The following is a 19,205-nucleotide window of genomic DNA, read 5'->3' on the forward strand; positions in this document are numbered from 1 at the left end:
TCGCCGATGATCGGTCAGGACCCTAGACCGTCATCATGACGCCTTCGGTTTTCACGATCCCGCCCCACCGGGCCTTTGCCGATGCGCTCGCCGCCGGGTTGATCGCCAGCCATGGCGGCGATCCGCTCGCGCTCGCCCGTGGCACGATCCTGATCCCGAACAACCGCGCCGCGCGGGCGATCACCGATGCCTTCGTGCGCCGCGCCGAAGGCGGGTTGCTGCTCCCGCGACTGGTGGCAATCGGCGATCTCGATCTCGATGAAAGGCTCGGCGCGATGCTCGATCCGATGGCCGATACCGAGGACGCCGATCCGATCCCGCCCGCCATCGATTCGGTCGAGCGGCAGATGCTGCTCGCGCGCTTCGTCGGGGAAGCGCGCGCCGCCGCCGGTGATCCGGTCGATGCCGGGGAGGCGATCCGCCTGGCCGGCGATCTGGCGGCGACGCTCGATCAGTTGCTGGTCGAAGGTGTCGCGCCATCGCGTCTCGGCGAGGCGGTATCCGTGCCCGAGCTTTCCGCGCATTGGCAGGCGTCGCTGGCGATCCTCGATACGATCCTGACCCGCTGGCCGGCCGAACTGGCTTTGCGCGGCCGGATCGACGCGGCGGACCGGCGCAATCGCCTGCTCGATCGTGTTGTCCGCCGCTGGCGCGCTCAGCCGCCGGCAGGGTTCATTGTTGCGGCCGGTATCACCGCGACCTCGCCTGCCGTTGCGCGCCTGCTCGGCGTCGTTGCCCGCCTGCCGGGCGCTATGGTCGTGCTGCCCGGGGTCGACATCGTCTCGCCATCTGCGGAATGGGATGCGCTCGGTCCGCACGAACCGCCGCAGGACGGCATGGCCGCGCGGCGATCGATCGAAACCCACCCGCAGTTTCAGCTGAAGCTGCTGCTTGACCGGATGGGGGTTGGCCGCGCCGAAATTCAGCGCTGGCAGTGGGGCGGCGGACAGGGCCGCGATGCTCGGCCGGTGCGGACGCGGGCGATCGCCAATGCGCTGGCACCGGCCGAGTTCACCAACAAGTGGCAGGATCTCAAGCCGGTCGAGCGGCGTGCGAGCGGGATCCGTGCGATCGAACTGGCGACACCGGCGGAGGAGGCGCAGACGATCGCGCTCGCGCTGCGTCAGGCGATCGAGACGCCGGGCCGCACGGCGGCGTTGGTGACGCCCGATCGCACGCTGGCGCGGCGGGTCGCGGCGCATCTCGCGCGCTGGAACATCGTGGCGGACGACAGCGCCGGCACGCCATTGTCGCTGATGCCGGCCGGCACGCTGCTGCTGGGGATCGCCGAATCCGCCGCCGAATCCTTCGCGCCCGTGCCGCTGCTGGCGCTTCTCAAGCATCCGCTGGTGCGCCGTGGCCCGGCCCGCGGGGCGTGGCTCGATGGCGTTCGGCTGCTCGATCGCGCGCTGCGCGGGCCGCGCCCGCCGGCCGGACTCGACGGCATCAGCCGCTATCTTGCGGATGGCGATCGCCACGCGCAGCGCGCCCGGGCGCCGGCGCAAAGCTGGTGGGGCGAAGTGCGCGAATTGCTGGCGCCGCTGGAGCAATTCTATTCGTCGGCGGGAGATCTGGGCGCGCTGCTTGCCGCGATCCGCGAAGCCGCGACCCTGCTCGCGGGCGATGCCGCCTGGTCCGGACCCGATGGTCGCGGTGCGGCGGATCTGCTTGCCGATCTCGAATCGTCCGCACCGCTCGGTCCGCCCACGTGCGAGCCGGCGGCTCTGGCGCCGATCCTGCGCCGGATGATGGACAGGGTTGCGATCCGGCCGCCGCAGGGCGGGCATCCCCGCCTCTCGATCTGGGGTCTGCTCGAGGCGCGGCTGCAGCATGCCGATCTGATGGTGTTGGGCGGGCTCAACGAAGGCATCTGGCCGGCGGCGCCCAGCCCCGATCCGTGGCTCGCGCCGCGCGTCCGCGCCGAGCTTGGCCTGCCTGGCCTCGATCGGCGCATCGGATTGTCGGCGCACGATCTTGCGATGGCGCTGGGCGCGCGGGATGTGATCATCACCCGCGCCCGGCGCGATGATCGCGCGCCCACCATCGCCTCGCGCTTCTGGCTGCGGTTCGAGGCAATGACCGGTGGGATGACGCGCGAACATCGGCTGAAAGGCTGGGCATCGGCGCTTGACCGCCCGATGGACTATATGCCGGCGGCCCGCCCGGCCCCGAGCCCCCCGGTTGCCGATCGCCCGACCCGGATCGCCGTCACCAAGCTCGACCGGCTCAAGGCCGATCCGTTCGCTTTCTATGCCGATACGATGCTCCATCTCTATCCGATGGACGCGGTCGACGCCGATCCCAGCCCCGCGTGGCGGGGCAGCGCGGTTCATGCGGTGTTCGAGGCGTGGATGAAGGAGGATGGCTGCGATCCCGATCGCCTGCTGTCGCGCGCGCATCGCCTGCTCGACGATATGGCGGCGCATGTCGTGATGAAGGCGCTGTGGGAGCCGCGGCTGATCGAGGCGCTCGAATGGGTCGCGGCGCGGATGCGCGAGCTGCAGGCCGAGGGGCGCCGGCCGATCGCCGCCGAGATCGAAGGGCGTACCGATATTGCCGGGATCATCCTCACCGGCAAGGTCGACCGTATCGATCGGATGGCCGACGGGAGCCTCGCGATCGTCGATTACAAGACCGGCGTTCCGCCCAGCGCCGCGCAGGTCGAGGCCGGCTATTCGATGCAGCTTGGACTGCTCGGGCTGATCGCGGAGAAGCATGGCTTCAAGGATATCGACGGGCTGCCGACCGCCTTCGAATATTGGTCGCTCGGCCGCTCGCGCGATGGCCGGCTCGGCTATGATGCGAGCCCGGTGGGCAAGAAGGATGGCGTCGCGGCGGCGGACTTCACGGCGCTGTCTGCGCGCGTGCTCACCGAGGCGGTCGAAAAATGGCTGACCGGATCGGCGCCGTTTACCGCCAAACTGATCGCGGACTATGCGCCTTATGCGGACTACGACCAGTTGATGCGGCTCGACGAATGGTATGGCCGCGCCGATGGCTGAGCGTCTTTTTCATTGCTCCCCGAGCTTGCTCGGGGAGGGGGACCGCTCGAAGAGCGGTGGAGGGACATGCGGAACCGCTTCGCAAACCCCTCCGTCAGCGCTTCGCGCTGCCACATCCCCGAGCAAGCTCGGGGATGGATGGGGAGGACCGCATGGCTAACCGTCTCAAGCGCCTCATTCCGCTCAAGGGCGAGCAGCTTGCCGCGTCCAACCCCGATGACCTCGTCTGGCTTTCGGCATCGGCCGGCACCGGCAAGACGCATGTGCTGACCGCGCGCGTGTTGCGGCTGCTGCTCGATGGTGTGCGCCCCGAAACGATCCTGTGTCTCACCTTCACCAAGGCGGGGGCCGCCGAAATGGCGGATCGCATCCATGCGCGTCTGGCGCATTGGGCGCGGCTCGATGACAAAAGGCTGCGCAGCGACCTGCTCAGCCTCAGCGATCGCGCGCCCGAGGACGACAAGGTCGCCGAGGCGCGCCGGCTGTTCGCGCGCGTGCTCGACGCACCGGGCGGCGGTCTGCGGATCCAGACGATCCATGCCTTCTGCCAGACCCTGCTCGCCGGATTTCCCGACGAAGCGGGGCTCGTGCCCGGCTTTCGCCCGCTTGAAGGGCGGGAGGAGGTGGCGCTGGCACGACGCACTTTGGCCGAGATGCTGGCGTCGGCGGAGCGCGGGGGCGATCTGCCGCTGATCCGCGACGTGCAGGCGCTCAGCCGGCGGCTCGGCGAGCAGAAGGCCGAAAGCTATCTGATGGCCTGCGCCCGCGCGCCCGATGCGATGGCGGCGCTGGGCGTGCGCGAGGGGATAGAGCCGCGGCTGAAAATGGCGCTCGGCGTGCCGCTTGGCGATGTCGAAGCTGTGATCGAGGCCGGCTGCGCCGACGATGCGTTCGATCTCGCCTGCCTGCGTGCGATCGCCACCGCCAATGCGGCATGGGGCACGAAGACCGGGCTGGCCGATGCCGATCGCGCGGTCGCCTTCCTGCTGGCGTCGCCGTCGGCGCGCGCGGCGATGCTCGACGACATCATCGGGCTCGCGCTGACCAAGGCGGGCGAGCCGCGCAAATATTCGCAGAAGCTGATCGATGCCGAGCCGCTTTATGCCGATCATTGCGGCCGGCTTGCGGCCAGCGTTCGGCATCTCACCGGGTTGCGCCTGCGCGCGGCGCTTGCGATCGTGCTGGCGGCCGGGTTGCGGGCCGGGCAGACCTATGCCGCGGCCTATGCTTCGGCCAAACGCACCGCCGGTGTCGTCGATTTCGACGATCTGATCCGCAAGACGGTTGCTTTGCTCGATACGCCGGGCATGGGTGACTGGGTTCGCTACAAGCTCGATCAGGCGACCGATCATATCCTCGTCGATGAGGCGCAGGATACCAACGTCAATCAATGGTCGATCGTCGCCGCGCTCGCCGCCGAATATTTCGCGGGTGAAGGCGCGCGTGGCTGGGCCAACCGCACGATTTTCACCGTCGGCGATTTCAAGCAGGCTATCTTCGGCTTCCAGGGCACCGATCCGGCGGCGTTCAGCGCCGCCCGCATCGGTTTCGGCCGCAAGGCCGAGGAAGGCGGGCGCGAATTTCTTGATCTCTCGCTCGATCGCAGCTTCCGTTCGACACCGCCGATCCTCGAGCTGGTCGACCAGATCATCACCGATCTCGGCGGCGAGCAGCTGGGGCTGGACATCTATCCGGAACCGCATCTGAGCGCGCGCGCGCATTTGCCGGGCACCGTCACCTTGTGGAAGCCGCTGTCGATCTTGGCCAGCGATGATGGCGAGGATGCGGGCGAAGAAGGCTGGATCGACGATGCCACGCGCATCTACGCCACCCGGCTGGCGCGACAGATCCGGCAGTGGCTCGATGCACGGCTGTGGCTCGCGGGCAAGGGCCGCGCGCTGCGGCCCGAGGACATATTGATCCTCGTGCGCCGCCGCGCCGGGCTCGCCTCGCTGATCGTCGCGCGGCTGCATGCCGAGGGGGTGCCGGTCGCCGGCGTCGATCGGCTGCGGCTGACCGCGCCGCTGGCGGTCCGCGATCTGCTGGCGGCGATCCGCTTCGCGGTCCAGCGCGAGGATGATCTGAGCCTCGCGTCGCTGCTGGTTTCGCCCTTATTTGGTTGGAGCCAGGACGATCTCTACCGCGTCGGCTTCGGCCGCAAGGGCAGCCTGATCGATGCGATCCGGGCGAGCGGCGTTCATGCCGACACGCTCGCCGGGCTGGATGACATATTGGGCCGCGCCGATTTCACGACGCCCTATCGCTTCCTCGAACATATCCTCACCGGTCCGCTCCAGGGCCGCCACAAGCTGCTGCGCCGGCTGGGGCAGGAGGCGCGCGATCCGATTGAGGAATTGCTCAACGCCGCGCTCCAGTTCGAATCGGGGGTGACGGCCTCGCTGCAGCGCTTCCTCGACTGGTTCGATCGCGGCGACGTCGAGATCACCCGCGATCCCTCCGCACCGATGGATGCGGTGCGGGTGATGACGGTGCACGGCTCGAAAGGATTGCAGGCGCCTCTGGTGATCCTCGCCGATGCGACCGGCAATCCCGATGCCAATCCCGGATCGACCTTGCGCTGGCAGGTTGCCGATGGCGAGCCGGCCGTGCCGATCTTCCGCCCCAAAAAGGCCGAGATGGTCGAGGAACTGCGTCGCGATGCCGACATCGCCGAGGCCCGCGAGAAGCAGGAACATTGGCGCCTGCTCTATGTCGCGCTCACCCGCGCCGAAGAGCATCTCGTCATTGGCGGCCCGCTGGGCGTGCGTGCCAAAGGCGTGCCGCCGGCATCGAGCTGGTATCAGGCCGTCGAGAACGCGATGGCGGCGCTTGGATGCGAAGCGGCAGACGACGATATCTGGGAGGAGGCCCGGCATTTTCATGGCCGCGACCGGGTTGTCGCGGTCGAACGCATCACCGCCCGTCCGCCGCAAGCGCCGATCCTGATCGCGGAGCCCGACTGGTTGCGCAGGCCGGCGCCGATCGAGGCGCGCCCGCCGCGCCCGCTCGCACCTTCATCGCTCGGAACCGATGACGTCGCCGATCCGCCGCCCGGCCCGGCGATGCGCGAGGCGGCACGGCGCGGCGCGCTGTTGCACGGTCTGTTCGAACGGCTGCCCGCGGTCGCGCCGTCGGCCCGCGCCGCCGCGGCCGATCGCTGGCTCGCGGGCTCGGCCGGCGTTGCCGACGCCGCTTATCGCGCATCGATGGTCGACGATGCCTGCCGCATCATCGCCGATCCCGCCTTTGCCGGGATTTTCAGCCCTGAGGCGCTGGCCGAGGCGCCGATCGCCGCAGTCGTCGGCGGTGACGTGGTGGCGGGCACGGTCGATCGCCTGCTCGTTTCCGACGCGCGTGTGCTGGTCGTCGATTTCAAGACCGGCCGGCGCGTGCCTCGCTCGGCCGAATCGGCACCTCACCATCACCTGCGCCAGATGGCGGCCTATGTCGCTGCCTTGCAGGTGGTGTTTCCCGGTCGCGCGGTGGAGGCGGCATTGCTCTACACGGCGGGGCCGGTGCTGCTTGCGCTGCCGCACGACCTGATCGAACGCCACAAGCCCGGCTTGGGCGCCTGAGAGCAAAAGCTTGGCGATGCGCCCGTTGAGCCAAAGGCGTCTCCATCCTACATCGGTTGCGTAACCAAGGAGCGTTTCATGCCCAGCAAAGCCATTACCGATTCGTCTTTTGAAAGCGATGTGATCAACGCCAGCGGCCCCGTGCTCGTCGATTTCTGGGCCGAATGGTGCGGCCCGTGCAAGATGATCGGCCCGTCGCTCGAGGAGATTTCGGAGGAGCTGGGCGAAAAGGTGACGATCGCCAAGCTGAACATCGATGAGAATCCCGATGCTCCGGGCCGCTACGGCGTGCGCGGCATCCCGACGATGATCCTGTTCAAAAACGGCCAGCCCGCCGCCACCAAGGTCGGCGCTGCTCCTAAGAGCCAGCTCAAGAGCTGGCTGGAAGGCGAACTCTGATCAATTCCTCCCCGAGCTTGCTCGGGGAGGTGGCAGCGCGAAGCGCTGACGGAGGGGCGACCCGACGGTTCCGCATGCCCCTCCACCACCCGCTGCGCGGGGCGGTCCCCCTTCCCGCGACAAGCACGGGGAGGAATTTGGTTTCACTCGAACAATATCTCCGCCGCCATATCCCATAAAGCGGGCGTGGCGGCGGCGATCGCGCCGGTGCCGGGTACGTCGAGCCGATAGGGCGCGCCATCGTTGCGCGCGATCTTCCCGCCCGCTTCCTCCAGCATCAACGCGCCCGGCGCATGGTCCCACGGATGGGTGCGTTCGAACAGCGCAATGTCGTTCGCGCCCAGGAACAGCCGGGGATATTGCTCGCCGGCGCAGCGCGGGATGTCGACGATCTCGAGCTTGCCCTCGGCGCGGGCGCGGATGTCCGCCTGCCGGGCTTCGGGCATAAAATAGGTCGCGATCGCCGCCTTGGGTAACGCGCCGCGTGATCCCGACGAATGGACGCGTCCCCCGTCCACCCAACATCCGCCGCCGCGCACCGCATGGCACATCCGGTTGCCGACCGGATCGTAGATCCAGCCGGCCTCGCGCACGCCGTCGATCGTCAGGCCGATCATGATCGCGAACGGCGCCTTGCCCTCGGTAAAATTGTTCGTGCCATCGAGCGGATCGATGATCCAGGCGGGCCCCTCGGCGATCCGCGACACGATCGTCGGATCCTCGGCCGCGGCCTCCTCGCCCACGATCCGCGCCTCGGGCAGCAGGGCTGCCAGTTCGGCTTCGATGCGCGCTTCGGATTCGCGATCGACGATGGTCACATAGTCGCCCGGTGTCTTCTCGCTCACTTCATGGGAGGCAAGCTGGCGGAAACGCGGCATCATGATGTCGCGCGCGACATCGCGCATCAGCGCGGCGACGGGATCGTACAGACGGTGCATCGGCATACCTCAGGTCAGCGGGATCATCACCTTGGCCGCGAAGCCGGGGCGCGTGCGGAGCCGGCCATACCAGGCCGCGACATGCGGCAGGTCAGGCCGTGGGATATCGATCGTGAACCACGTATGCGCGTAAACGCCCATCGGTATGTCGCCGATCCCGAACCGGTCGCCGGAAAGCCACGGCTGGCGGGCCAGTGCATCTTCAAGGATCGTCATCTGTTTGGCACAGGCCGCAGCCGACCTTGCAATCACGGCCCGATCGCGCGCTTCCGGCGCATAGCGGACCATGTTGAGGAAGGCATCGCGCTGCGCGTCGGCATAGCCGGCCTGCCAGTCCATCCATTTGTCGCCGATCGCGCGCACCGCCGGATCGGCGGGCCAATAGTCGGCGGGTGCATGGCGCGCCGCCAGATAGCGCAGGATCGCGTTCGATTCCCACAGCACCAGCCCGTCATCCTCGATCGTCGGGATCAGCGCGTTGGGGTTGAGCGCATGGTAGGCGGCATCCATGCCGAACTGGCCGCCGACATCGTGGCGGACATAGGGAATGCCGATTTCCTCGGCGAACCAGGCGACCTTCTTCACATTGTGCGAATTAAGCCGGCCCCAGATCGTCAGCATGGTTCAGCTCCGATAATCGGCGTTGATCGAGATGTAGCCATGGGTGAGGTCGCAGGTCCACACCGTCGCGCGGCCGGTGCCGAGTCCCAGATCGACGCCGATATCGACATTCTTGCCCTTCAGGTGCGCCGCCACCGGCGCCTCGTCATAGCCTTCGGCCGCGAGCCCGCCCGTCGCCACCTGCGTCGCACCGAAGCGGATCGAGAGCAGATCGCGCTCGGCCGGTTCGCCCGCCTTGCCGACCGCCATCACCACCCGTCCCCAATTGGCATCCTCGCCGGCGATTGCGGTTTTCACCAGCGGTGAATTGGCGATCGACAGCGCCACGGTGCGCGCGCTTTCGTCCGACACCGCGTTTTCGACGGTAATCGTGATGAATTTCGACGCACCCTCGCCATCGCGCACGACGAGCTGGGCGAGCTGCGTGCACAGATCGGTGAGCGCCGCCTGGAAGGCATCGCCGCCGGCGTCGTCGAAGCTCCCAAGAGGTGCGTTGCCGGCCTTACCGGTGGCGAAGGCGAGCACGGTGTCGCTGGTCGATGTGTCGCCATCGACGGTGATGCACGAAAAGCTCTTCGCATTGGCCGCTGCCAGCATCGTCTGGAGGAAAGCGGGGGCCACGGCGGCGTCTGTGAAGATGAAGCCCAGCATCGTCGCCATGTCGGGCGCGATCATGCCCGAACCCTTGATGATCCCGACCAGATTGACCGTCCGCCCGTCCACCACCGCGCGGGTGACGGCGGCCTTGGCGAAGGTGTCGGTCGTCATGATCGTCGCGGCGGCCTCTTCCCAGCTCGCCGCCGGCGCCGCCAGCACCGCATCGATCCCGGCCTCGGCCTTGTCGATCGGCAGCGGCACGCCGATCACGCCGGTCGACGCGACATAGACGTCGGACGGTTCGCAGCCGATGGCACCCGCCACCTTGGCGGCGATCGCCTCGACTGCGGCGCGGCCGCGATGGCCGGTAAAGGCATTACTGTTGCCCGCATTCACCACCAGCGCCCGCGCGCGGCCGAGCGGCAGCGCAGCACGGCACCATTCGACCTCGGGCGACGGGCATTTGCTCTTCGTCGTGACACCGGCCACCGCGGTGCCCTCGTCGAACGCGGCAAAGGTCAAATCGCAGCGGTCCCATGTCTTGTAATGGGCCTGGGCTACGGCGATTCGCACGCCCGAAATGGCGGGCAGATCAGGGAAGGCGGCGGGGGCGAGGGGCGACTTTTCCATGCGCGCCCGCTTAGCGAAGGCGCGGGGCCAAGTCGACAAGACATGCTATGCGCGCGTCCGAAGGATGGAATGATGCGAATAGAGTCCGGCGCGATCGTAGCGATCCGCCTTTTCACGGCAGCCAACGAGATCGACCTGCGACAGGCCGAGACATTGTGGGCCGAGCGCACCGGCGGCATCGGCGCGCGCAACCGGCTCGATGCGACGCCGGCCAAGGCGGTGTCGTTCGTCATTCCGCCATTGATGCTCGATCTCGGGGAGACGGCGGCGATCATCGCCGGCGCGGCCGAGAAATTGTCCTGTAGCGCCAGGCTCTATGATTTCGGCGTCGTGGCGCTGTCGCTCCGCATGCCGGCCGTCGATATCAGCTGGGAGACGTTCAGCGCCCGGATCGATCAGTTCGAGGCGGCGGTGGGGCCGGCGGCCGAAGCGGTGATCTGGCAGCAGCAGCTTGCGATCCTGACCGGGCTGGTCGGCAGCGCTTTCGAGCGGCCGGTCGAGCAGCCGCTGCAGGAGGACTATCTGATCTCGCTCGTCGAAAGTTTCGACGGGGACGTTTCGGCAGAGGCGCTGCAGGCGCAGGTCGATCTTGCGCCTTTGCTGTCCGGCCGTTCGCGGCCTTTGTCCCCCGGCGCCCGGCAGGATCTGCTGCGGCAGAGCTTTTCTTATTATGCCGACGATCTTGCGGTGATCACATGGGATCGCGCCTTCCTCTACGAGCCGCGCGGCGAGACCGATGTCGCGGACGTGCTAGAACTGGCCAACGCCCAATTGCTCGAGATGCGCGCTTATGATGAGTTGCTGAACGCCGAAATGCCGCGCATGCGGGCACTGGCCGAGGCCGAACGCCCGCGTTTCAGCGCGCTCGCGGGCCGGCGGTACACCCGCCTCGCCCGCCGGCTGCGCGCACTGGTGGCCGAGATCACCGAACTGACCGAACGGGTCGACAATGCCCTGCACGTCACCGAGGACGTCTATCTCGCGCGGGTCTATGCGGCGGCGATCGAGTTGCTGCGCGTGCCCAAGGTCGGCGACGCGGTCGATCGCAAGCTGGCGATCATCCGCGAAACCTATGCGGCGTTGCAGAGCGAAGCCGAAGGCAGCCGCGCCGAACTGCTCGAAATCGCGGTCATCGCGCTGATCGCGAGCGAGATATTGGTGTCACTGCTACGGCGCTAGCGCGGCGAGATAGGCATCGAGGGTCGCGAGCAGCCGGCTTGCCATGAACGTCTCGAACATATCGGTGTCGCCCGTGAGCGAACCAGCTTCGAGCGCCGCCAGATAGTCCTTGCGATCCTCCGGGCGCACGGCGATCGGCGGATAGCCGCCGCGAATCAGCATCAGATTCATTAGCAACCGCGCCGTCCGGCCGTTGCCGTCGCCGAATGGGTGGATTGCGGTCAGCCGGAAATGGGCGTCGAAGGCGGCGTGCGGCGTCGGCGGCGCGGCTTCGATCAGGGCGCCGAGCTCTGCCATCAACGCCGGAATCTTCATCGCATTGGGAAAAATCACCGGCGATCCCGCGATCCGCCGCGGATGCGAACTGTAGATGCCGGCAATCTCCGGCCGTGAGCGGAGCACGATCCGCCGGTGCAGTTCGGTGATCACATTTTCGCCGATCGGCGTTTCGCTCGCCGCCAACGCCCGCATCCACAGCACCGCGTCATAATGATCGAGCGCTTCCAGATGGTCGCCGAGCGGTTTGCCGCCCACGGTGATGCCATGCTCGATCACCTCGGCCGTCTCGCGATGGCTGAGCGTATTCCCCTCGATCGCGTTCGATGTGTAGGTCAGCTCGACGTCATAATAGGTCTGGAGCTGGGCGAGCGCGCCTTCGGACAGCGGCCGCAAGGCGTCCAAGGCCCGCTTCCGATCGGCAATGAGCTGGTCCAGATCGTCAGACATGGTGGCCCGTGGTGGGGCAAATGGCGATCGATTCCAACAAAAAAGGCGACGTGACCCTAGCCCTGCCGCCTGAACACCACCGACAGGTTGTTCGCCGGCATTTCGATGACACGCTCCAGCGCCAGCCGACAGCTTGCCGCGCGTGCCACCACGGCATCGACGTCGCGCAGGCCCCAGCGGGAATCGCGGGCCTTGAGGCTCTGGTCGAAGGCCAGGTTGCTCGGCGCGGTCGGCACGTCGCCGCGCAGGTAAGGGCCGTAGAAGAACAGCGGTGCGCCAGGCGGGAGCAGTTTTTCTGCCCCCGCCAGCAAGCCTTCGGTCGATTCCCACGGGCTGATATGAACCATGTTGATGCACAGGATTGCGTCAGCCCCGGTGACCGGCCAGCTATCGCTCGCCGCATCGAGATCGCTCGCCGCGGCGACGTTCGGCAGCCGGGCATGCGCCACCCAGGCGTCGATCGACGCGCGGGATTGCGCGTCGGGATCGCTGGGCTGCCATGAAAGCGCCGGCAGCGCCCCTGCGAAGTGGACGATATGCTCTCCGGTGCCGCTCGCCACCTCCAGCACCGTGCCGCTTGTCGGAAGCACCGTCCGCAATACCGCCAGGATCGGATCGCGATTGCGCTCCGTCGCTGGCGCGTTGCGGCGGGAATCGGTCACTCGGCGGCCTGCGGCAGATCCGCGTCGCGCCAGACGAGCACCGGCTTGCGGGCTGCCGCGGTCTCGTCGAGCCGGCGGCGGGGGGCCAGCATCGGCGCGGCCTTGAGTGCCGGGTCGCCGGCCTTGGCGCGGGTGGCCAGCGATCGCAGCGCGCCAATGAACTGGTCGAGCGTCGCCTTGCCCTCGGTTTCGGTCGGTTCGATCAGCATGGCGCCGTGGACGACGAGCGGGAAATACATCGTCATCGGGTGGAAGCCCTCGTCGATCAGCCCTTTAGCGAGATCGAGCGTGGTGAAGCCATCGGCGAATCCGTCATCGCTGAACAGGGCCTCATGCATGCACGGCCCCGATCCGCCGAACGGCGCGACCAGCACGTCCTCGAGGCTGCGCAGCATGTAATTGGCGTTGAGCACCGCATCCTCGGCCACCTGCCGCAGGCCGTCGGCGCCGTGGCTCAGGATATAGGTGAGCGCGCGCGTGAACATGCCCATCTGGCCGTGGAACGCCGCCATCCGGCCGAAGGTGCTTGCATGATGCTCGCCAGCGGTCTCTTCCTCGACCAGCACATAATGATCGCCCTGCTTGTCGACGAATGGCAGCGGCGCGAAAGGCGCGAGTGCGGCCGACAGCACCACCGGCCCCGAACCGGGACCGCCGCCGCCATGCGGGGTGGAGAAAGTCTTGTGCAGGTTGATATGCATTGCATCGATGCCGAGATCGCCGGGGCGGACCCGGCCGACGATCGCGTTGAAGTTCGCGCCGTCGCAATAAACGAGCCCGCCGGCGGCGTGGACCGCCTCGGAAATCTGGCTCATCTCGCGCTCGAACAGGCCACACGTATTGGGATTGGTGATCATCACCCCCGCGACATCGGGGCCCAATCGCGCCTTCAGCGCCGCCAGGTCGACGCGCCCATCCTCGGTCGCCGGGATGTTCTCGACCGCGTAGCCGCAGAAGGCGGCCGTCGCCGGGTTGGTGCCGTGCGCGCTGGTCGGCACCAGAATCACCGAACGGGCATCGCCGCGCGCCTCCAGCGCCGCGCGAATCGCCAGCAGGCCGCACAGCTCGCCATGCGCGCCGGCCTTGGGCGCCATCGCCACCGCCGCCATGCCGGTCAGGGTCTTCAACCATTCGCCGAGCTGGTGGATCACCGCCAGCGCGCCCTGCACCGTATCGACCGGTGCCAGCGGATGAATATCGGCAAAGCCGGGCAGGCGGGCCATCTTTTCGTTCAGCCGCGGATTATGCTTCATCGTGCAGCTGCCAAGCGGGAACAGGCCGAGGTCGATCGCATAATTCTGCCGGCTGAGCCGCGTATAATGGCGGACCATCTCGGGCTCGGGCAGGCCGGGCAGGCCGATCGGCCGGTTGCGCTCAAGCCCACCGAGCCGCGACGCGACCGCGGGTGCGGCCGGGATATCGACGCCGGTGCGCGCATAGTCGCCCTGCTCGAAAATCAGCGCCTCTTCGAGCATCAAGGCGCGATTGCCGGTGAAGGTGGTCACAGCCGCCGCGCCGCCGTCGGTTTCGGGCCGGGTCACCCGGCCTTCGCTGTTCATGCTCATGCTGCCAACTCCGCTTCGAGCGCTTGCGCGAATGTTTCGACATCCTCCGGCGTCACCGTTTCGGTGACGGCCACGACGAGGCCCTTCTCCAGTGCCGCGACACCCGGATAGAGCCGGCCGAGCGAGACGCCGCCGAGTATGCCTTTTTCGGCGAGCGCACGAACCAGCGGCCGTGCCTCCTTCGAGAGCCGCAGGGTGAATTCGTTGAAGAACGTGCCGTTGACGAGTTCGACACCCGGCACCCGCGCCAGCCGCTCGGCCGCCGCGACCGCGCCGGCATGGTTGAGCGCCGCCAATTGGCGCAGCCCGGTTTCGCCGAGCAGGGTCATGTGCGCGGTGAAGGCCAAGGCGCACAGGCCCGAATTGGTGCAGATGTTCGACGTCGCCTTCTCGCGGCGGATATGCTGCTCGCGGGTGCTCAGGGTCAGCACGAAGCCGCGCTTGCCATCGGCATCCTGCGTAACCCCTGCGAGCCGGCCCGGCATCTGGCGGACATATTTCTCGGCGCAGGCAAACAGCCCCACATAGGGGCCGCCGAAATTGAGGCCGACGCCGATCGACTGGCCCTCGCCGACGACGATATCGGCACCCATTTCGCCGGGACTGCGGATCGCGCCCAAAGCCACCGGCTCGGTGACGACCGCGATCAGCAGCGCGCCCTTCGCATGGCAACGCGCGGCGAGTTCGCTAAGATCGGCGATATGGCCGAAGATGTTGGGATTCTGCACCACCACGCAGCTCGTATCGCCGTCGATCGCATCGAGCAGGCGGGCCATATCGTCGCCCGGCGCGCCGTCGGTCAGCGCCGGGGTTGCGATATCGAGCACGTCGCCGGTGAACTTCGCCATCGTTTTCGACAGCGACACATAATGCGGGTGAAGGCCCGCCGACAGGATCGCCTTGGCGCGCTTTGTCACGCGGCGCGACATCGTGATCGCCTCCCAGCAGGCGGTCGACCCGTCATACATCGACGCATTGGCGACATCGCAGCCGAACAGCCGTGCGACCTGCGTCTGGAACTCGAACAGCGCCTGCAAGGTGCCTTGCGCGATTTCGGGCTGATAAGGCGTGTAGCTGGTCAGGAATTCGCCGCGCTGGATCAGATGATCGACGCTGGCCGGCACATGATGGCGATAGGCTCCACAGCCGAGGAAGAAAGGGGCATCGCCGGCGGCGATATTCTGCCGCGCGAGCGCCGACATATGGCGTTCGACGGCGAGTTCGGATGCGTGCATCGGCAGGCCGGCGATCGGACCCGACAAGCGGGCTTCGGCGGGCACGTCGACGAACAGATCGTCGATCGATGACGCGCCGATCGATGCCAGCATCGCGCTGCGATCGGCGTCGGTGAGGGGAAGGTAACGCATCTTTTTTCTCCACCCCTCCCTGCAAGGGAGGGGAAGGGGGTGGGTGGCGCCCGGAGCGGCTCGATGCCGCTCCGGCCGCTTTTGCGGTGAGGTCGGAGGCTCGCATGCGCTCGCCACCCACCCCTTCCCCCTCCCTTGCAGGGAGGGGCTTATTCAGTCTTAAAGCCCGTCGCAGAACGCCTTGTACGCCGCGGCATCCATCAGGCCTTCCAGCTCGGCCGGATCGGCGAGGGTCAGCCGGAAGAACCAGCCGTCGGTCTCGGGCGCGCTGTTTACCAGCGCCGGATCATCCTCGAGCGCCGGGTTGGATTCGGTCACGGTGCCGGTCACCGGTGCATAGACGTCCGATGCGGCCTTGACCGATTCGACGACCGCGGCCTCGCCGCCCTTCGACAGCGTGGCGCCGGTGGCCGGCAGTTCGACGAACACGATGTCGCCAAGCTGGCCCTGCGCATAATCGGTGATGCCGACGGTGGCGCTGCCGCCCTCGACCGAAATCCATTCATGTTCGTCGGTGAAATACAGGGTCATGTCAGGCTCCCTTGCGGACATAGCGATGTGGGACAAACGGCATCGGGCTGACGACGGCATCGAGCCGCTTCCCCCGGACTTCGATCTGGAGCGCGGTGCCGTTGGCGGCGCGGCCGGCGGAGACATAGCCCATCGCGATCGGCCGCTGCAGCGAGGGGCTGAAACCGCCCGACGTCACCGTGCCGACCAGCGTATCGCCGTCGAAGATCTGGGCGCCTTCGCGGGCCGGCAGCCGGCCGGCGACGAGCAGACCGATGCGCCTGGCGGGCGGGCCTTCCGCGAAATGGCGGCAGATCGTGATCGCGCCCGGAAATCCGCCCTCGGCGCGGCGGCGCTTCGGGACCGCGAAGCCTAAGCCGGCCATTGCCGGATCGCTCTTCGGATCGAGATCATGGCCATAGAGCGGCAGGCCGGCTTCGAGCCGCAGCGAATCGCGGGCGCCGAGGCCGATCGGCTTCACCTCGGGCTGTTCGGCGAGCAGATTCGCGACCTTCGTGGCCGCGTCCGCCGGAATCGAAATCTCGAACCCATCCTCGCCGGTATAGCCCGACCGGCTGATCCAGGCTGGCACGCCGGCAATCTCGAACGCGCCCGCCGTCATGAATATGAGATTTTCGACATCGGGAACGAGCCGCGACAGGGCCGTCACCGCCTCGGGGCCCTGCAGCGCGAGCAGCGCATGGTCGTCGAGATGGTTGAGCGTGAGCTCTTCGGGGAGATGCTCGTGCAGATGGGCGATATCGTCGGCCTTGGTCGCGCCGTTCACGACCAGGTAAAAATCGCCGGTGCGCCTTGTTACCATCAGATCGTCGAGAATCCCGCCTTGCTCATCGAGCAGCAGCGAGTAGCGCATCTTGTCCACGCCGAGGCCGATGATGTCGCCCGGCAGCAGCTTTTCGAGTTCGATGTCGACGGCGCCGCCGCTGATCAGCAGCTGGCCCATATGCGATACGTCGAACAGGCCGGCATGCTCGCGCGTCCACAGATGCTCGGCGACGATGCCGTCATATTGGATCGGCATCTGATAGCCTGCGAACGGCACCATGCGGGCGCCGCGCGTGCGGTGCCACTCATCAAGCGGCAGGGTCTGGATGATATCTTCGGGTTCGTCGTCGCTCAAGATCAGGCCCTTTTCGTGACAGGTGACAGGTTTCCACGCCGCATCGGCGGCGCTTCGATCCTGCCCCCTCTGTCACGGAAACCTGAGAGCTTTCACACAGGACCATGATGGTCCCGGCTTACCCCTTCGGTGGGGCGATCCGGCCTGAGCCGGTTCGCCCGCTTTCCAGAGTGTCGACCCTGTCCATGCGGTCCTTTGACCTGAGAGATTCCGGGGCGGTTGCTCCTTCGGCGGCCTCGGGCTTCCGCCCGCTGCACTCTCCCGCATGGCCATCCACCGGTTGCCCGGCGGCGACTGAATTACCGATTGGCCCGCGCCGCCGCCCAAGTCAATCGCGTATATTGCGACGCAGCGCGTTGTGACCCTAAAGCCCTTCCCCTTCAGGGGAGGGGGTGGGGTGGGGCCTATCCTCCTCACCGGCGCTGGTCTCAGTGAGACTGGACTGCCCCACCCCCAACCCCTCCCCTGAAGGGGAGGGGCTTTAGAAGCCTACCGCGTGGCGTTATAGGAGAGCTGGCTTTCGCTGAGCTGGAAGCCGATCAGCATCTCGAAATTCGCCTTGTTGACCGCATCGCGGACCGCGGGCTGGGTCATTGGATCGAGCGCGGCATCCTCGTCGCCGACCTTGCGCTTGCGCGTGATGCGCTGGAGGATTTCCGGGGGCAGGGTGGCCGCGACACGTGAAACGCTGCCGGTTGCCGAGGCATGGCTGGCTGCGCGGATCTGGCCATCGGCGAAATCGATCGTCACCTGGCCGAGCTGTTTCGACTGGAGATCGGTGCCCGCGCGCAGAATGGTCGCGAAATAGGGCAACGTCACCTGACGCGGTCCGGCGGCGTTGGCGCGCCGTGCCTGGACGTCGAAGCTGGCCACCACCTGGATGCGATCGCCGACGTCGGTGCAGGTCGTGCGCATGTTGGTGATGGTCGCGGTGACGTCGAGGGCTGCCAGCGTGCGTTCGCCCAGCGGATTGAACAGCGTGACGTCGCCGGTATAGGCCGGGATCGCCACGGCCGGGCACGACGAGCGTGCGATCTTGACCCCGCCGGTCTCATCAAATTCGGTACCATGCGAGCAGGCGCCGAGCGCCAGTGCCGCGAGGAGGATTGCCGCCGTACGTATCTTGGGGGTCTTCAAATTGGGCACGTGGCAAGCATCCTTAGCCTATCGTCCGGATGCTGATCGACCCGGCAGTCGGCGGCGATCATAGAAAGCGGGTGGGGCGCAGGCAAGCAATCGCGACAAAGCGGCGGACACAATCGATTTGCAGCAAAGCTGTGATACAAAAAATCTCAATGGTTTCGTCCTTCGAAAATGTCTTCTAAGGCGCCTTTCATGTTTGGTTCAGCTTCGCCACCGCCGCTCACGCTTCTGGTCGCTGCCCCGCGGGGCTTTTGCGCCGGGGTGGATCGGGCGATCCGCATCGTCGAGCTCGCGATCGAGAAATTCGGCCGCCCCGTCTATGTCCGCCATGAAATCGTGCATAATCGATTCGTGGTCGATGATCTGAAAGCCAAAGGGGCGATCTTCATCGATGAGCTAGCCGAGGTTCCCGATGGTGCCGCCGTCGTCTTTTCGGCGCATGGCGTTCCCAAGCTGGTGGTTGGAGATGCCGAGCAGCGCGGTCTCGATTATCTTGACGCGACCTGCCCGCTGGTCTCGAAGGTCCATCGCCAGGCCGAGCGGCTCGTGTCCACGGGCCACCATATCTTTTTCATCGGACATCGCGGCCATCCGGAAGTGATCGGGACCTTTGGCCAGGTAGCGGACGGGGAGATGACCCTTGTCGAAACGGCGGCGGATGTCGAACGGGTCGATTGCCCGCACGATCGACATCCGGCCTTTCTCACCCAGACCACCTTGTCGGTCGACGATACGGCGGAGATCATCGCGGCGCTGCGGCGGCGCTTTCCGACGATCGTCATGCCGCGCGGCGAGGATATCTGTTACGCCACGTCCAACCGCCAGGCGGCGGTAAAGGCCATGGCGTCGCGGTGTGACGCGCTGCTCGTGGTCGGGGCGCCCAACAGTTCGAACTCGCTGCGCCTCGTCGAGGTCGGGCAGCGGTGCGGCGTCAAGGCGCGGTTGGTGCAGGCAGCGGCCGACGTTGATTTTGCCTGGCTCGATGGCGTTTCCACGCTTGGCATCACCGCCGGCGCATCCGCCCCGGAAATCCTGGTGCGGCAGATCGTTGCGGCATTGGCCACGCGCTTCACGATCACCGAACAGGAGGTCGAATCGGCGAAGGAGGATATGGTGTTCAAATTGCCCCGCGGGCTGGCGGCGGCCTGAT

Annotated in this window: 15 protein-coding genes and 1 riboswitch; of the genes, 5 read left to right on the forward strand and 10 right to left on the reverse strand. The window is 67.0% G+C overall.

Features of this window, described 5'->3' with window-relative positions:
• The first annotated feature begins 35 nt into the window (after window positions 1–35).
• From addB to trxA, 3 genes are all read left to right on the forward strand, one after another.
• Entirely contained in the window at window positions 36–3,002 is a 2,967-nt protein-coding gene (addB, locus tag BLS13_RS12890; protein WP_093452662.1) for a double-strand break repair protein AddB, read from the forward strand.
• 152 nt (window positions 3,003–3,154) lie between these two features.
• Window positions 3,155–6,577 (forward strand): double-strand break repair helicase AddA, encoded by a 3,423-nt coding sequence (addA, locus tag BLS13_RS12895; protein ID WP_093452663.1) that lies wholly within the window; start codon window positions 3,155–3,157, stop codon window positions 6,575–6,577.
• A 78-nt stretch (window positions 6,578–6,655) separates the two neighbouring features.
• A complete protein-coding gene (trxA, locus tag BLS13_RS12900) occupies window positions 6,656–6,976 on the forward strand; it encodes a thioredoxin TrxA (protein WP_093452665.1) in 321 nt (106 codons plus the stop codon).
• Window positions 6,977–7,119: 143 nt separating this feature from the next.
• Here trxA and BLS13_RS12905 read toward each other — a convergent pair whose 3' ends face one another.
• Genes BLS13_RS12905 through argJ form a run of 3 tightly spaced genes read right to left on the reverse strand, consistent with a single transcriptional unit; the run spans window position 7,120 to window position 9,762 of the window.
• A complete protein-coding gene (locus tag BLS13_RS12905; protein WP_093452666.1) occupies window positions 7,120–7,920 on the reverse strand; it encodes an inositol monophosphatase family protein in 801 nt (266 codons plus the stop codon).
• Window positions 7,921–7,923: 3 nt separating this feature from the next.
• The gene (locus BLS13_RS12910) at window positions 7,924–8,535 is read right to left on the reverse strand and encodes a glutathione S-transferase family protein (RefSeq protein ID WP_093452668.1); all 612 of its coding nucleotides are present in this window, start codon (window positions 8,533–8,535) and stop codon (window positions 7,924–7,926) included.
• Window positions 8,536–8,538: 3 nt separating this feature from the next.
• Window positions 8,539–9,762, reverse strand: a complete 1,224-nt coding sequence (gene argJ, locus BLS13_RS12915; RefSeq protein WP_093452669.1) for a bifunctional glutamate N-acetyltransferase/amino-acid acetyltransferase ArgJ — start codon at window positions 9,760–9,762, stop codon at window positions 8,539–8,541.
• Window positions 9,763–9,834: 72 nt separating this feature from the next.
• Here argJ and BLS13_RS12920 point away from each other — a divergent pair, with 72 nt between their 5' ends.
• On the forward strand, window positions 9,835–10,941 hold the full coding sequence (locus BLS13_RS12920) for a hypothetical protein (RefSeq protein WP_093452828.1): 1,107 nt from the start codon (window positions 9,835–9,837) through the stop codon (window positions 10,939–10,941).
• Here the strand turns inward: BLS13_RS12920 and BLS13_RS12925 are convergent.
• From BLS13_RS12925 to BLS13_RS12955, 7 genes are all read right to left on the reverse strand, one after another.
• Window positions 10,930–11,667 carry a Fic family protein gene (locus tag BLS13_RS12925; protein ID WP_093452671.1) on the reverse strand — a complete coding sequence of 246 codons (738 nt, stop codon included), beginning with the start codon at window positions 11,665–11,667 and terminating at the stop codon, window positions 10,930–10,932. The two genes, BLS13_RS12920 and BLS13_RS12925, sit on opposite strands and share 12 nt — an antisense overlap.
• Window positions 11,668–11,723: 56 nt before the next feature.
• A complete protein-coding gene (locus BLS13_RS12930) occupies window positions 11,724–12,329 on the reverse strand; it encodes a DUF938 domain-containing protein (protein ID WP_093452672.1) in 606 nt (201 codons plus the stop codon).
• Window positions 12,326–13,894, reverse strand: coding sequence for an aminomethyl-transferring glycine dehydrogenase subunit GcvPB (gcvPB, locus tag BLS13_RS12935; RefSeq protein ID WP_093452674.1), 1,569 nt, complete (start codon window positions 13,892–13,894; stop codon window positions 12,326–12,328). The genes BLS13_RS12930 and gcvPB overlap by 4 nt, the downstream gene beginning before the upstream one ends.
• A complete protein-coding gene (gene gcvPA / locus BLS13_RS12940) occupies window positions 13,891–15,261 on the reverse strand; it encodes an aminomethyl-transferring glycine dehydrogenase subunit GcvPA (RefSeq protein WP_093452675.1) in 1,371 nt (456 codons plus the stop codon). Before gcvPA ends, gcvPB begins: the two co-directional genes overlap by 4 nt.
• Before the next feature lie 159 nt (window positions 15,262–15,420).
• Window positions 15,421–15,792, reverse strand: a complete 372-nt coding sequence (gcvH, locus tag BLS13_RS12945) for a glycine cleavage system protein GcvH (protein ID WP_093452677.1) — start codon at window positions 15,790–15,792, stop codon at window positions 15,421–15,423.
• A gap of 1 nt (window position 15,793) precedes the next feature.
• Window positions 15,794–16,912 (reverse strand): glycine cleavage system aminomethyltransferase GcvT, encoded by a 1,119-nt coding sequence (gene gcvT, locus BLS13_RS12950; protein WP_093452678.1) that lies wholly within the window; start codon window positions 16,910–16,912, stop codon window positions 15,794–15,796.
• A 178-nt stretch (window positions 16,913–17,090) separates the two neighbouring features.
• Window positions 17,091–17,186: riboswitch (glycine riboswitch) on the reverse strand.
• A gap of 215 nt (window positions 17,187–17,401) precedes the next feature.
• Window positions 17,402–18,058 carry a hypothetical protein gene (locus BLS13_RS12955; protein ID WP_256325858.1) on the reverse strand — a complete coding sequence of 219 codons (657 nt, stop codon included), beginning with the start codon at window positions 18,056–18,058 and terminating at the stop codon, window positions 17,402–17,404.
• Between the two features lie 189 nt (window positions 18,059–18,247).
• Here BLS13_RS12955 and ispH point away from each other — a divergent pair, with 189 nt between their 5' ends.
• Window positions 18,248–19,204 carry a 4-hydroxy-3-methylbut-2-enyl diphosphate reductase gene (ispH, locus tag BLS13_RS12960; protein ID WP_093452680.1) on the forward strand — a complete coding sequence of 319 codons (957 nt, stop codon included), beginning with the start codon at window positions 18,248–18,250 and terminating at the stop codon, window positions 19,202–19,204.
• Window position 19,205 lies beyond the last annotated feature (1 nt).

This window comes from Sphingomonas sp. YR710 (assembly GCF_900101455.1).
GTDB lineage: Bacteria > Pseudomonadota > Alphaproteobacteria > Sphingomonadales > Sphingomonadaceae > Rhizorhabdus.